Source organism: Sphingomonas paludis (assembly GCF_053502515.1).
Genome location: NZ_CP187558.1, coordinates 1873103 through 1887498, shown reverse-complemented (window position 1 = coordinate 1887498; position 14396 = coordinate 1873103). Strand labels below are relative to the sequence as shown.

Here is a 14396-nt window from a genome sequence, read left to right as displayed (position 1 = left end):
TCACTCACGGCCCCACCATTCGTCACGGCGCATCAACTGATCGTAATCGGCATAATTGGCATATTCCGGACGCAGCTTTGCGGTGAACGGCGCATCGCCGGTCAACCATTCGCGCACCGCATGGCCGAATTGCTCCGCTGCATGGGGGACGAATGTATCGACGGGAACCGGATCGCGCTTGGCCGGATCGACCGGGCTGTCGATATATCCGAACTGGCTGGTGCCGCCCTTCTTCGCCATCGACCAATATTCGAACCCGGTGGCCCGGCCGGCGAGCCCGCGAAAGGCACCGCGTTCCAGCATCAGCCCGATCAGCCCCAACTGAAAGCTGAAGCCTGCGCGGATCGCACGGGTCGATGGCGGCGTCCCGGTCTTGTAATCGATCACGACCAGCCCGCCATCCGCCGCCTGGTCGATGCGGTCGAACCGGCCGGACAGCGTAACCCCGTCGAAATCGATCTTGCCGCTTTCCTCCACCGCCAGCACTTCCCGCCCGGTGGCTTGCATGGTCGCCAACTGTCCGATCATCCAGTCGATGGCCTCCATCAGGCGCGGGCGCCACAGGGCGCGCATCATCGGATGCGTGGTTTCGGCCAGGAACAACGCTTCGGCATGGGCACGCAACCGGTCGGGGTGCTGGCGATCTTCTTTGGCCCATAGTTCGAAGGCACGGTGGACGGCAGTGCCCTTCCACGCTGCGGTGACATCGGCATCCACCGCATCCAGCGGCTCCAGCCGCAGCATCCGGCGTGCATAGAATGCGTATGGGTCTGCCTTTAGCCGGTCCACTTCCGTCACGCTGATCCGGCGGGGACGGGCGGCGGCTGGCGGGGCGGGCGCGGGGCGCCCGGCGGGGCGATGTTCGACGGCGCGGTCGATCGCGCGGGTCCAGCCGGTCAGCGTCGCGGCGCGGGCACGCTCGGCGGCGGCCCGCTGGTCGGCGGTCAAGGCCTCCAACCGCAGCCAGAACCGGGACGGGATGGTCGGCGCGGTCGCATCGCGCTCCGCCCGGGTCAGGATCACCTCTGGCGCTCCCAGTGCACCGGCCAGGTCATGGGCGGCCAGACCGATCCGCCGTTCAAGCCCCGGCAGGCCGAGTTCGGCGCGGATACGCGGGGCCAGCCACGGATCAGGTGCCGGTCGGGATGGCCAGACCCCTTCGTTCAATCCGCCAAGGATCATCAGGTCAGCCGTCTGCAGCCGCGCTTCCAGCAGGCCCAGGATCGACAGGCGCGGATGGCCGCCCTGTGGCGGCCGGATCGACTGTTCGTCGAACAGCATCCGCAGCAGGGCGGGCAGCGCGCCCACCTGCATCAGCGGCGGGCCGAGATCGGCCTCCGCCTCCAGCCGGGTGAAAAGGTCGGCGGCGCACCGCCCCTCCGCCCGCGCCCATGCGGCATCGCCCGCCAGCGCCGTGGCGGCTTCGCGCAGTGCAGCCAGCATCGGGCGAAGCGGCATGGTGTCGGCTGCCGTCCGGTCGGCAAGCGGGGCCAGCAAGTCACGGGCTACAGGCCACCAGCCAGCCGCCCGCTGCCGGACCAGGTTCTCGCCTGGCCGTCCGGTATCCTGAACCAGATGCCGGTCGATCCCAATCAGGCCGGGGGCGGGCCGCGGGCCGCGCAGCGCCCGATCCAGCTGACGCGCACCGTCCAGCCATGCCAGTCGCTGATCCCCGGCCCGCACCAGCGGATGTTTCAGCAGCGCCAGCAGCGGCACCGGCGCAAATCGCTCCGCCACTGCCTCGGCCAGCCCGATCAGCAGCGTGCCCACCGGGGTCAGCGACAGGGCCTGCCCGGCGCTGTCGTCGATGGCCAGGCCCCAGCGTTCGCAGTGTGCGGCGACGCGCCGGGCGAGCGCCCGGTCCGGCGTCACCAGTGCAGCGGTGCGGCCCGGCACCTCCAGCGCCTCGCGCAGCGCCAGCGCGATCGCCTGAGCCTCGTCCGCCGGGGTCGGCAGGCTGACCAACGATACGCCGGCCAGGCGGCGTTCGTCGGGCCGCTTGGCGATCCAGTCGCGCGTGTATCTGGGCGGTGCCATTGCGGTGGCGACCGCCCGGCTTCGCTGGGGCGCTGCATCATGCTCGCTGCCGCCGCGCCATAGCCGGAACTCGCCGCGACCGACGCCCATCCGATCGATCAGCAGTTTCAGGTGGAATTGCGGGTGGGTCTCAATCGACGGCTGGCGGCGGCCCGTGTCCGGATCTGCGCGATGGGGGCCGAGCGATTCCCACTGATCGTCCGGCATTTCGGTGGCCAGGCCCGGCAGGACGACCATGCCCTGCGGCAATTCGGCCAGTTGGCGCAGCAGGCGCGCGATGGCCGGGGCTGCTGTGGTGACGCCAGCCGCGCAGACCAGGCCCTGTGGCGGCGTGTCGCGCCAGTATCGGGCCAGCCGGTCCATTAGCATCGCCCGGCGGCGTGCCAGATCGATGCGGTTCATCTGCGCCAGTTCACGCGGCCATTGTTCGACGACGATGCGGAACAGCGCCAGCGATCGTTCCCAATGCTCGGACAGGCCCTCCGGCAACGCAAGCGTGTCGAGATCGGCGGGGTCCCGCTCCTCGATCAGCAACTGGTCGAGCGTCCGACCCAGGTCACCCGCCAGGCGCATGGCCTCCACGGCATCGACCGCGCGCCCGGCCCTGGCCAGCGCCTGTTCCACCAGCCGGGCCAGCACCAGCCGACGGGTCAGCGGGTCGACGGCAGGCGGCGGTGGATCGTCGGCATCGGCCGCATCGAACCAAGCGCCCGCCGCTTCGTCCAGTTCGGGATCGCCGATCGCGACCAGCCGTGGCAACAACAGTCCGCCGCCGCTTGCCCGGACGAATGCATCGCTGATCGACCGTTTGGCCCGATTGTTTGGCACCAGCACCAAAGCCCGGGCCAGCGCCATCGGGTCCTTCGCGGTCATCCGCAGCAACCCGTCGGCCAGTGCGTCGGCAAAGGCCCGATGAATTGGGATGGTATAAAGGCCGGGGCGGGCCCGATCAGCCATCGGCCAGCATCGCCTCGGTCGCGGGGATCGCGGCGGGCGTGCCGACGTCGAACCACAACCCCTGATGCGGCAGGCCCCATGCGCGCCCATCGGCGATGGCGCGTTCCCAGAACAGGTTGGTGCTGAACGGTCCGTCCGGCCAGTCGCGGATGATCCGCGGCGACAGGATCTGGATGCCGGTGAAGACAAAGGGGGCCACCCGTCCCGGCTTGCGTCGTCCGGTGATGCGTCCGCGCGCGTCGAGATAGAAATCGCCCTGGCCGCCATGATGATGCGCCCGCGCCAGCGGCACCATCAGCAAGAGCGCGTCCATCCGGTCATCGTCCCACACCTGGGCCAGCGCGCGGATCGCGTCGATCGGCCCATCGAGCCACAGATTGTCGCTGTTGACGCACAGGAACGGCCGGTCGCCGATCAGCGCCCGGGCATGAACCAGCCCGCCACCGGTTTCCATCAACTGGGACCGTTCGTCGGAAATGACGACCTCGATGCCCTGGACCCGGCGGCGCAAATGCGCCTCCAGCGCATCGGCCAGGTAATGGACGTTAACGACCGCCCGCTTGACGCCGGCGGCGCGCAATCGATCGAACACATGGTCGATCAGCGGCTTGCCCGCGACTTCGACCAGCGGCTTTGGTCGGGTCGCCGTCAGGGGCCGCATCCGCTTGCCCAGCCCGGCGGCCATCACCATGGCCGTCTCCGGCACCTGCACTGTGGGTTCGGGGCGGATGGACTGCGCTACGGCCATCGGATCATTGCCCCGCGATGACCATGGGGTCGCCGCGCCGGTCCGCCGGGATCATGGCATCGAACCAGGCGGCGACTGGGGCCAGCGCCGGATGCGCCAGATCGCGTTCCAGGTATCGCCACACCCGCGGGCACAAAGCCGGGTAGCGCGGCTTGCCATCGCGCTTCCACAAGCGCGTGAAAATCCCGATGATCTTGGCGTTTCGTTGCGCGCCCAGTACGTGATAGGCCGCCCTGAACGCATCCCCTTCGCCGGTGACCGAACAATATCGGTCGAGCATTGCCGCCTCCAGCGCAAGATCGACGTCCCGGCGCGCGTCCTGCAGCAACGACACCAGATCATAGGCCGGATGCCCGGCAAGCGCGTCCTGGAAATCCAGCAGGCCAAGCGGCGCGTCCGGCCCCCGCACCATGATGTTTTCGGCGTGGTAATCGCGCAGCACCGTCACGACGGGCGAAGCATCCAGAATCGGCGCCAGCACCTGGTCCCAGGCAGCGGCATAGGAACCGGCATCGGCATCGATCCCGACGGCCGGGCAGTAATATTCGGTCAGCAAGGCCGCTTCGCGTTGATAGACGGCACCATCATAGGGCGCGACTTCGGCGACACCGGCACCGCGAAGCGCGATCAGCACGTCGATCGCCGCAGCATAGGTCTCCGCCTCGTCGGCCAATCCTTCATCGACCACGCGCCGCATCAACAAATCACCGAAATCCTCGATCAGGATCAGACCACCCGCCAGATCTTCGCCCAGGATGCGCGGCGCGGCAAACCCTTGCGCCGAAAGCCAGCGGGCCATCGCCAGAAACGGACGCGGATCCTCATGCGGCGGAGGCGCGTCCATAAGGACGGCGGCCTCGCCCCCGCGCGAGACCCGGAAATAGCGGCGAAACGACGCATCGCCCGCCAGCGGCGTCACCTGTGCGCCGGACCAGCCGACACGGTCCAGAAAAGCATCGGCATGGGGCGGCGGAATCATGGAAAGGGCCATCGGTGCCTCCAACCCTCCGGCACCGATGCTGTCAAGCAGCGCGAGCCGTCCGCGATCGGCTCCAGGGTCAGGCCCAGCGCATCGGGCCATGCATTCATCCCTGCCCGTTCGGGCCATTCGATGACCAGCGCATGATCCATCCGAGCCTCGTCCAGCCCAAGCTCCCACACCTCGTCCGGATCGTTCAGCCGGTACAGATCGACATGCAGCACCGGCAACCGCACCTCTGGCGGAGCATAGGGCTGGACAATCGCGAAACTGGGCGACGGCGCCTCCCCCGCGAGACCCAGCCCGGCCAGCAGGCCGCGCGCGATGCTCGTCTTGCCCGCCCCCAGCGGCCCGCTCAGCGTAATGACGTCGCCGGGACGCAACAGCGGCGACAATGCCCGGCCAAGCGCCTCGCTGGCCTCTGCTGTTGCCAATCGCATCAACGAGGCAGCTCTGCGGTCAGCATCGTGCCCTCCCCCGCCCGCGCGACCAGCTTCAGCGTGCCGCCATGCGCCTCGATTGCCTGCCTTGCGAGCGGCAGGCCCAGATCGGTGCCCCGGTTGCGCCCGCCTGAATCCGATCCCGGTCCGTCATCGGAAATGACGATCCGCGCCCGCCGCGCCGTCCCGTCGACATGGAGCAGGATCCGCGCGCCATCGGCCAGTCCCCCGGCGGCATGACGCAACAGATGCTCCATGGCCTGACGGATGCGGCGCGGGTCGGCGCGGACCTCGCCAGCGGTATCGCGGATGTTCAATTCCAGCGTTATGCCGCGCTGGGTGGTCATGGGCATGACCGCTTCGGCGGCCGCCCGTGCGAGCGGCGCAAGCTCGACCTGCTGGCGGACGGGTTCGGCGTCCTGGCTTGCGGTCAGGTCGAGCACATCGTCGATCAGCGTGCCCAACCGGGCGGATGCGGCGACGATGGCGGTGGCATATCCCTGTCCGGCCTCACTGAGGCTGCCGCCATAGCCGGCCTCCAGCATTTCGGCAAAACCGGCGATCGAGGTCAGCGGCGTACGCAGCTCATAGCTCATATTCGCCATGAAATCCGTCTTGATCCGGTCGGCCGCGACCAGCGCCTGGTTGCGCTCCTCCAGCGCCTGTTGCGCGCGCAGCGAATCGGTCATGTCCATCAGCGTCAGCAGCGCATTGCCGTCGGGCAGCGGCACGGCGTTCAATTGGAACAGACGTCCGTCGGCCATCGCCAGCGTCCCGCCACGCTGGACGCGTTCGACCGTTGCCGAGCGCACCAGCACCGCGATCAGGTCTGCCTGTGTCGGCTTGGCGAGTACCGGCCGAACCGTGGCGGCAAGCGCATCGACCCGCGGGTGGCCGGCCATATATTCGGCATCAAGCGCAAGTGCGGCGGCAAATTTGCTGTTCCACAGCTGAATGCGCCCATCGGCCGCAAAAACCCCCAAGGCTTCCGCAAGGTTTTCGAAGGTTGCGGTGCGCACCCGCAGAAGCGTGTCGCGCGCGCTGGCGAGTTGCACCTGTTCGGTCCGGTCCTCGAAAATCAGGACCAGCCCTCCTTCGGGTAACGGCTGGGCAAGGACACGCAGATGCACGGCGCCCGGCAGGTGCCAGCTTTCCTCGATCCCGCCTTCGGCCGCATGGAACCAGTCGCGCCGCTCCGCCTTCCAACTGGGGAAATCGCGGACTTCGGGAACCCGCTGGCCCTCGCGCATCCGGTCGAGCACGCGGTCGAACTCCGGGCGGTCGGCCAGCCATTCCGGCTTGATGCCAAAAATGCGGCGAAACGGCTGGTTGCAGAAGGTCAGTGTCCGGTCTGCCCCGAACTGCGCGACCCCGGCCGACAGCCGGTCAAGCATCGCGCGCTGTGCCTCGCCGAACCGTTTCAGACTGGATCGCGCCTGTTCGAGATCGTCGATGTCGACGGCAAAGCCTGCCGTCATCCCGTCGGCCAGGGGGAGGACATGGAACCGCAGCATCCGCCGCTCGCCCGCCACCGTTGCCGGAGCCGAGACGACGATGGCGGCCTGGTCGTCGCGCGCAGCCGCCGCCTGAGCGATCGGCCCTTCCCTGCCGCTCGCTTCCGCCAATTCGATCTGTCGGGTGACGACGTCCATCGCGCTGCCCGCCTCGACCGCCGCGACATAGGCGCGGTTGACCATCGCCAGTTGCAGATCGGCACCCCGCAGCCACATCGGCATCGGGGCGGCGTCGATCAGGTCGTTGACCGCATGGAACGCGGCGCGCCATTCGCGCGCTGCCCCGGTCTGTTCCTCCAGCCGCTGCTGGCGCGCGCTGTCGTCGATCAGCCAGACGAGCACGCCACCCGGCGCCTGCATGGCGGGCGGCGCGCGATCGCCGCTAGCGATCAGATACCGGTCGCCGCCAACCATTGCCAGGTGTTCGACAAAAGGCTGGCCCGATCGCATCGCCGATCCCACCGCAGCGTCAAACGCGGCTGAAGATGCCGGTTCAAATCCGTCGGGATGGGCGGCCAGATCCTTCAGCGTGTCCGGCAGGCGGTCCAGCCCCAGCCGCTGCGCCAATTCGGCAGGGCCGGAAATCCTGCCATCGCCGTGAACCAGCATCCATATGGCCGGTGCCGCCTGCACCAATGCCGATGCGCGGGCATGGTCGGTGGCTGCGGCGCGGGCCGTCCGTGCGGCTGTCATGCCCTGGAACAGCATCCAGCCGCCGCCGCCCAGCGCGACCGCCGCCACGATACCGGCAATTGCGACGATATAGGATTCAGCCATTGCCACCATCGATCACCATGCGTGCCTGTGTAGGCGATGGAGTCGATCAGGCAACCCGCCTTTGCCGGCCAACCGGCGAGCAACGAAAAGAAAGGGAGGATACGGCCGATGCCGCACCCTCCCCCAATGATCGTTCGCTTGGAACGGTCAGAACCGACCCTGAACCCCGACGAACGCCACCCGGCCGATCCCGCTGACGGGATAGGCCGAGCTGGCGATGTAGGGTCGGGCATCGGTCAGGTTGCTGATGCCCATATTCAGGGTGAAACGGTCGTTCGCCTTGATGCTGGCAGAGATGTTGTGCACGAAATATTCGCGCGCCCATCCGGCATCGCCGAATTCGGTCTCGATCCGTTCGATTTGAACCGCTGTGGCAATGGCCTGACGGCCAACATATTGCAGCGTATAGTTCAGCCCGAACCCCTGATAGCCATAGGTGAACGAACCGACGCCGGCCCATTCGGGCGAGCCCAGTTCGTTCAGACCGGGATTGACCAGCGTTTCGTCGACCGGATCAAAGAACCGGTTGACCTTTTCCGTCCAGTTGCCCGTGCCGCGCAGGTTGAAATCATGGTCGCCCAGGCTGAAGGCATAGTTGACCGTGAAATCGACGCCCGACGTTTCGATCCGGCCAAAGTTCAGCTGGGTCTGACGCAGGAAGTTGAACCCGAAGGACGTCGGCCCCGCGTTCGGCCCGTTGCGATCGAACAGGTCGCAGAACTGGTTGGGGAAAGTGGCGTTATCGTAACAGGTGTTGACGATATCCTGCGCCTGCACCGCCGCGATCGCGTCGGCGATGCTGATCGAATAATAGTCGCCAGACACGGTCAGGCCGGGGATGAAGCGCGGCTGGATGACGACGCCCGCCGTCCAGGTCGTCGCCGTTTCCTCGGTCAGGTCGGGGTTACCGCCGCTGGTGCCCGAGAAACGGGCGGTCAACGGATCGGAATATCCGGCGATGAATGCGGCCGGATTGGGAATCCCCAATGCCGTCGCGGCCGCGATGCAGTTTTGCAGGCGGTTGGGCGTCGCGTTCTGGTTGACCACATCGCACGGATCCGACGGTCGGAAGGTGGCCCCCTGTGCCGGGCTGAACAGCTCGGCAATGTTGGGCGCACGAATGGCCTGGGAATAGGTGCCCCGGAACCGGATGTCCTGAACGGGCGCCCAGATGCCGTTCACCGACCAGGTGAATGCGCCGCCAATCGTCGAATAATCGGCATAGCGGGCAGCACCATCGACGGTCAGTTCATGGAAGAATGGGGTGTTGGCCAACAGCGGGATCGAGATTTCGCCGAAGGCTTCCTTGACGTTGAACGACCCGCCGGTGTTGAACGTCTGGGTCGATGCATCGAACAGCAGCGAATTGTTGGGCGAGATGTCACCGATGAAAGTGCCTGCCGGTCCGGCGGGCGATCCTTCGGGCAGCAGGCCCAGTTCAAGGTCGCTGAAGCGCGACGACGATTCTTCCCGACGATATTCGCCGCCGACCAGGAACTGGACCGGCCCACCGGGCAGGTTGAAGAACGCACCGGTGTTGCCGGTCAGCAGTGCCGTTGCGACGAACTGTTCCAGCCCAAAGAAGTCGGTGGTCGGCGTGGTGATGAAATTGACCGCGTCCGCGCTCAGCGACTGTTCGCCGCCCAGGATGTTGGCCGGTTTGCACTGGCCGTCGCCGGGACGGAAAGTGAAGAAACCGGGGGCGATGACCGGGAAGATTTCGCTGCCCGGATGCGGCGTCGGATCGATGTCCGAGCGGCAGATCGGCTGGCCGTTCGGTCCGCGCACCACGTCGATCGCGGCGAACAGACGGTCATAGCGCACCGAGTTCGACTGGGTAACGGACGTATCGGTGCGCCCGTAATTGGCAACCACTTCGTAGGACAGGTTGCTGGTGACTTCGCCGCGCAGGCCAGCGACGACGCGGTACGTATCCCGCTCCGCCCGCTGCGTGTTCGGCCCGAGGTCCAGGAAGTCGCGGCTGACCCGCAGGCCGCCGGCATCATCGGCATCGGCCTGCAGCACGGCCGGGATGAACGGATTGTCCGGGAAGATCAGCAAGCTGTCGTAGAAGGTGTTGTAGTTGTTGCGCGACAGCGTGTTGTTGCGGGCATATTTCGCGTCGAGGAAAAACTCGGCCCCCGGCGAAAAATCATAGTTCAACCGGAGATTGGCGAACATCCGCTCGCTTTGCGGAATGAGCGAAGACTGGTTGGTGCGTTCGACCGCGCCATCGCCGCCGAACTGGTTCTGCGACGTGGAGACGATGCCGTCCTCGAAGATCTTCACGCCGCCGCCCGGCGTCGAGACATAGCAGCCGCCACCGCCAAAGCCGGTCAGGCCGATATAGCTTTCCTCGCAATCGTTGATGCCGTTGTTGTTGATGTCGGCGTTGAAGAAGCCGAAATCGTTACGGAAGATCAGGCCCTGGCCCGAGCTGATCGCAAAGCGGGGATCGGCGCCGATGACGAAGCGCGGTGCGCCGACCGCCCGGTTCATCAGTGCCGTTTCCGCCGGTGTCGGGGTCCGTCCGGGGAAGAAGGTGGCGAACTGCGCCGCGGTAGGAATGGCGTAGCCGATCGGGAAGCGCCCGCCACCGATCGCATAGCGCTGGGCGAAGTTGGGCGTCGCCACCGGATCGATGTCGCCGCGCTGGAACCGCAGCAGCGGGTTCTGGTACGTCGTGCTGTTGTTGCCGCGGCCATTGTCGCGGGTGAACGGCCGGTCGCCGAACAGCACTTCCTGTTCCAGCGTGTAGCCGGCCGAGAGCGTGACGTTCCCCCGATCGTCCAGGAAATTGGTGCCATAGGTCAGGTCGATCGACTGGCCGCCACCGGCACCGGAGGTGGCGAAGTTCGACTGGCCGTTGATCTGCAGCCCCTCGAAATCCTTGCGCAGGATATAGTTGACGACGCCGGTCACCGCGTCTGCGCCGTACACCGCCGAAGCGCCGCCGGTCAGCACGTCGACCCGCTCAATGAGTGCAGTCGGGATCGTCGACACGTCGACGGTCTGAGCGCCCGCAACGCCCGAGACGTGCCGATAGCCGTCGACCAGCACCAGCGTCCGGTTCGATCCGAGCTGGCGCAGGTTCAGCGTCGCCTGACCGACGCCGCCGCCACCGCGTTCGATCGAGTCGGCCACCGTCCCGGACGAGATCAGCGCCGGGATCTGACGAAGCGCGGCCGTCGCATCCTGGGCGCCAGTTGCCGCGATGTCCGCCGCCGTGGTGACGCTGATCGGTGAGGGAGAGGTGGCATTCGGATCACGCGCCAGCCGGGTGCCGGTCACGATGATCGCCTGGTCATCCGTCTCTGGGTCGGTGGCAACCGCGCCTGCCGTAGCGTCCTGCGTGTCGATCGACTGCGCCATGGCCGTCGAGGCCAGCGCGATGGCAAGGCTGGCCCCCGCCGCCAGACGCAATGTCCAGAGCCCTGTTCTGTTCAACATGATACACCCCATGAATAGTGATTGAGCGATGGCGTGGCGTTACGCCGCCAGCCATGTTCCCCTGCGCTTGCTCACTCGGGCCCGTGCGGTGGTCCGCCTTCTGCCCATCCAAAGTGCAATGTCGGCATCATGCTGCACCTGCGGGCATTGTAAACGCTGAACCCACGTTTTTTCGGCATCGTGGCGGATATGTCACGATCGAGACAAATTGGCTGGGCGGTCCGACGACTATCGTGTTGATGGACAGGGCCATTACGCTCGGCGGGACGGTAACCACTCCGATTTCCAAGTGTTGCGATCCAGCAACACAGGCGATGGTGAATAGGCGTTGGCTATGGAATGCCATTGCTTTTGGGCCACACTAGGTAAATGGCCTTAGGGATGACTCCCGTCCGATCGGGGTTGTTAGCGTGAGGAAACGTCCATGAACAATCGTAAGCGCGGTATGCTGCTGGCCAGTTCGGTCCTGTTGCCCGCCACCCTGCTGCTCGCTCCGGCCGCGATGGCCCAGGACGCGGCACCGGTCGACGATACTGCGGCCGCCCAGGAAACCGACACCGGCGAAGACATCGTCATTACCGGCAGCCGCATTCAGCGCCCGGCGATCGACAACCCCAATCCGGTCATTTCGTACAGCTCGGAAAACCTGCAGCAGTCGGGCCGTGTCAACCTGACCGACGTGCTGGTCCAGAACCCGGCCCTGCTCGGGTCCAGCACCAGCGCCCAGCAGTCCGGTTCGACCGGCGATACCGGCGCGACCGCCGTACAGCTGCTGAACCTGCGCGCGCTGGGCACCGACCGCACGCTGGTGCTGGTCGATGGCCGCCGCCACGTCGCGGGCATCAGCGGGACGGCGTCGGTGGACATCAACACCATCCCGACCGAACTGGTCCGCCGCATCGACATCCAGACGGGCGGCGCGTCCGCCGTCTATGGTGCCGATGGCGTGTCCGGCGTCGTCAACTTCGTCCTGCGCCGCGATTTCGAGGGTGCGGTCGTCCGCGCCCAGACCGGCATTTCGGAAGAGGGCGATGCGGGCAACCGGTTCTTGAGCGTGACGCTGGGCAGCAATTTCGCCCAGGATCGCGGCAACATCGCGCTTGCCTATGAATGGCGCGACGACGACCGCGTCAACGGCTTTGGCCGCCGCCGGGTCGGCGATCCGCGCCAGGCATTCGGCCTGGTCCGCAATCCGGACGATTTCCCCGACAATCCCGCCGTGTTCGACCGGCTGCTGTTCAACGACCTGCGCTATGCCGACAGCTCGCGCGACGGCGCCATCGATCTGGGCTCGATCGACGAAGAGACCGGCCAGTTCGTGATCGGCGCGTTCGACGGCGTTCCCGAGTTCACCGGTTCCGGCGGCGTCTATGACCGCGGCCGGCTGCTCCCGTCGTCGGGCGGCCTGACCCAGGGTGGCTCCAGCACGCCGCTGGCGGGGTATCAGGGCGACCTGGCGCCACAGAACGAAGTGCACAACGTCAATCTGCTGACCAGTTTCGAAGTGTCGCCGGCGCTGCGCCTGTATGCGCAGGGCAAATATGCCAAGACGCGCAGCTTCACCGTTGCCCAGCCGAGCTTCGACTTCTTCACCTATCTTGAGGCGGACAACGCCTATCTGGTCGACCGCTTCGGTGCGGGGACCGACGGTGCGCTGGTTTCGCGCGACAATTACGATTTCGGCATCCGCGGCGAGCGGGCTGTGCGTGAAACGTGGCGCGGCGTCATCGGTGCGGAAGGCCAAATCAGCGAAAACGCGACCTATGACGTCTATTACACGTACGGCGTCACGGACAGCGAGTTCCTGTCGACCAATTACCGCCTGACCGACCGTTACCTGGCTGCGCTGGACGCGGTGCGCGATCCGGTGTCGGGCAACATCGTCTGCCGTTCGAACCTGGATCCGACGGCTGCGCCGTTCCAGTTCGATTTCGGATCGGTCCCCTTCCCCGGCTTCCAGACCTTTACCCCCGGCGCGAACAGCGGCTGCCGTCCGCTGAATGTCCTGGGCGACGGCGTGCTGGACCAAGCGGCGCTCGATTTCATGAACGTCGATCTGGTCAACAACTACAAGGTGCAGCAGCACGTTGTTTCGGGGTCGATCAGCGGCGATTTCGGCCAGTTCTTCGAACTGCCTGGCGGCCCGATCGCATTCGCGGTCGGCGGGGAATATCGCAAGGAAATCAGCGACTATACCCCCGACCAGTTCCTGCAGGACGGCGTGCTGGCGGACATTGCGCAGATTTCGCCGGTTAGCGGCCAGTTCGACGTCAAGGAAGTGTTCGGCGAACTGAGCGCCCCGCTGCTGCGCGATGTGCCGTTCGCCCAGTTGCTGGAGGTGAACGCAGCGGTCCGTCTGTCGGATTATTCGACCGTTGGGCGCACCGATACCTGGGCGTTCAGCGGCATCTATTCGCCGGTCGACGACATCCGCATCCGCGGCACCTATTCGCAGGCAGTGCGCGCGCCGAACATTTCGGAGCTGTTCTCCCCGGTCAGCGGGACGTTCGCGTTCATCGACGATCCGTGCGATCCGGAGAATATTCCGGAGGGCACCGAGTTCCGCCAGGCGAACTGCACCGCGCTGCTCACCTCGCTGGGCGTCAACCCGGGCACGTTCAGCCCGACGACCGATCCGACGGCCACGGTCAGCCTGCCCGGCCGCACCGGCGGCAACGTCAACCTGAGCGAGGAAACCGCGCGCACATGGACGGCGGGTGTGGTGCTGCAGCCGCGATTCATCCCCGGCCTGTACATCACGGCCGACTGGTATGACATCGAGCTGAAGAACGCAGTCCGCACCGCTACGGCGCAGGAAATCGTGGATCTTTGCGTCGATCAGCCGACCCTGGAAAATGCGTTCTGCGACAGCGTTGGACGTTCCACGACGACCGGTTACGTTAACGACTTTCTGATCGGTCCGCAGAACGTCGCGGCGATCAACACCGCCGGTCTGGACGTTCAGGTCAATTACAATTTCGAAGTCGGCAAGATCGGCAAGTTCAACCTGCAGCTGGTCGGCAATTACCTGGACCGGTTCGATTTCGAACCCACCCCCGGTGCGCCGATCGAGGTGAGCAAGCTGACGGTCAGCTACCCGGAATTGTCGGGCACCGCCGACCTGACCTGGTCGAACGATGTGCTGATGATCAACTATGGTCTGAACTTCTTCAGCAAGACCCGCCGGTTCACGGACGATCAGATCGCGGCCCAGCCGGACATCTCCGATCCGCGCTATTTCTTCTACCGCGAAAAGTGGGAACATGACGTGCAGGTCGCGGTGAATGTCGAGGACAATTTCCGTTTCTATGCCGGCGTCAACAACCTGCTGAACGACGTGGGCGACGTGGCGTCGGTCAACCAGCCGTACAGCTTCCTTGGCCGGTACTTCTATGCAGGTGCGCGGATCGCCTTCGGCCCCACCCGCTAAACATCGATCGACACCATTGAATGGGGCGTGCGGAGCGATCCGCGCGCCCCTTTTTTTGGTCCGG

At 66.1% G+C, this 14396-nt stretch carries 7 protein-coding genes; 1 reads left to right on the top strand and 6 read right to left on the bottom strand.

Annotated elements, in window-relative coordinates:
• The 6 genes from addB to ACPVPU_RS09135 form a co-directional block, all read right to left on the bottom strand.
• Entirely contained in the window at positions 1 to 2994 is a 2994-nt protein-coding gene (addB, locus tag ACPVPU_RS09160; RefSeq protein WP_448657624.1) for a double-strand break repair protein AddB, read from the bottom strand.
• Positions 2987 to 3742 carry a nucleotidyltransferase family protein gene (locus ACPVPU_RS09155; protein ID WP_448657623.1) on the bottom strand — a complete coding sequence of 252 codons (756 nt, stop codon included), beginning with the start codon at positions 3740 to 3742 and terminating at the stop codon, positions 2987 to 2989. The genes addB and ACPVPU_RS09155 overlap by 8 nt, the downstream gene beginning before the upstream one ends.
• Positions 3743 to 3746: 4 nt before the next feature.
• Positions 3747 to 4721: an aminoglycoside phosphotransferase family protein gene (locus ACPVPU_RS09150; RefSeq protein WP_448660470.1), complete on the bottom strand. Its 975-nt coding sequence runs from the start codon at positions 4719 to 4721 to the stop codon at positions 3747 to 3749.
• Positions 4718 to 5161: a tRNA (adenosine(37)-N6)-threonylcarbamoyltransferase complex ATPase subunit type 1 TsaE gene (gene tsaE / locus ACPVPU_RS09145; protein ID WP_448657622.1), complete on the bottom strand. Its 444-nt coding sequence runs from the start codon at positions 5159 to 5161 to the stop codon at positions 4718 to 4720. Before tsaE ends, ACPVPU_RS09150 begins: the two co-directional genes overlap by 4 nt.
• On the bottom strand, positions 5161 to 7452 hold the full coding sequence (locus ACPVPU_RS09140; RefSeq protein ID WP_448657621.1) for a PAS-domain containing protein: 2292 nt from the start codon (positions 7450 to 7452) through the stop codon (positions 5161 to 5163). The genes tsaE and ACPVPU_RS09140 overlap by 1 nt, the downstream gene beginning before the upstream one ends.
• A gap of 147 nt (positions 7453 to 7599) precedes the next feature.
• Positions 7600 to 10902, bottom strand: coding sequence for a TonB-dependent receptor domain-containing protein (locus ACPVPU_RS09135; protein ID WP_448657620.1), 3303 nt, complete (start codon positions 10900 to 10902; stop codon positions 7600 to 7602).
• A gap of 424 nt (positions 10903 to 11326) precedes the next feature.
• On the opposite strand from ACPVPU_RS09135, the gene ACPVPU_RS09130 reads away from it, so the two are divergent.
• Complete coding sequence (locus tag ACPVPU_RS09130) at positions 11327 to 14332, top strand: TonB-dependent receptor domain-containing protein (protein WP_448657619.1); 3006 nt, start codon at positions 11327 to 11329, stop codon at positions 14330 to 14332.
• The last annotated feature ends 64 nt before the right edge of the window (positions 14333 to 14396 follow it).

Excerpts from the sequence above, each read along its gene's own strand:
- addB (WP_448657624.1), bottom strand. The coding sequence starts at position 2,994 with ATGGCTGATCGGGCCCGCCCCGGCCTTTATACCATCCCAATTCATCGG.
- ACPVPU_RS09155 (WP_448657623.1), bottom strand. The coding sequence starts at position 3,742 with ATGGCCGTAGCGCAGTCCATCCGCCCCGAACCCACAGTGCAGGTGCCG.
- ACPVPU_RS09150 (WP_448660470.1), bottom strand. The coding sequence starts at position 4,721 with ATGATTCCGCCGCCCCATGCCGATGCTTTTCTGGACCGTGTCGGCTGG.
- tsaE (WP_448657622.1), bottom strand. The coding sequence starts at position 5,161 with ATGCGATTGGCAACAGCAGAGGCCAGCGAGGCGCTTGGCCGGGCATTG.
- ACPVPU_RS09140 (WP_448657621.1), bottom strand. The coding sequence starts at position 7,452 with ATGGCTGAATCCTATATCGTCGCAATTGCCGGTATCGTGGCGGCGGTC.
- ACPVPU_RS09135 (WP_448657620.1), bottom strand. The coding sequence starts at position 10,902 with ATGTTGAACAGAACAGGGCTCTGGACATTGCGTCTGGCGGCGGGGGCC.
- ACPVPU_RS09130 (WP_448657619.1), top strand. The coding sequence starts at position 11,327 with ATGAACAATCGTAAGCGCGGTATGCTGCTGGCCAGTTCGGTCCTGTTG.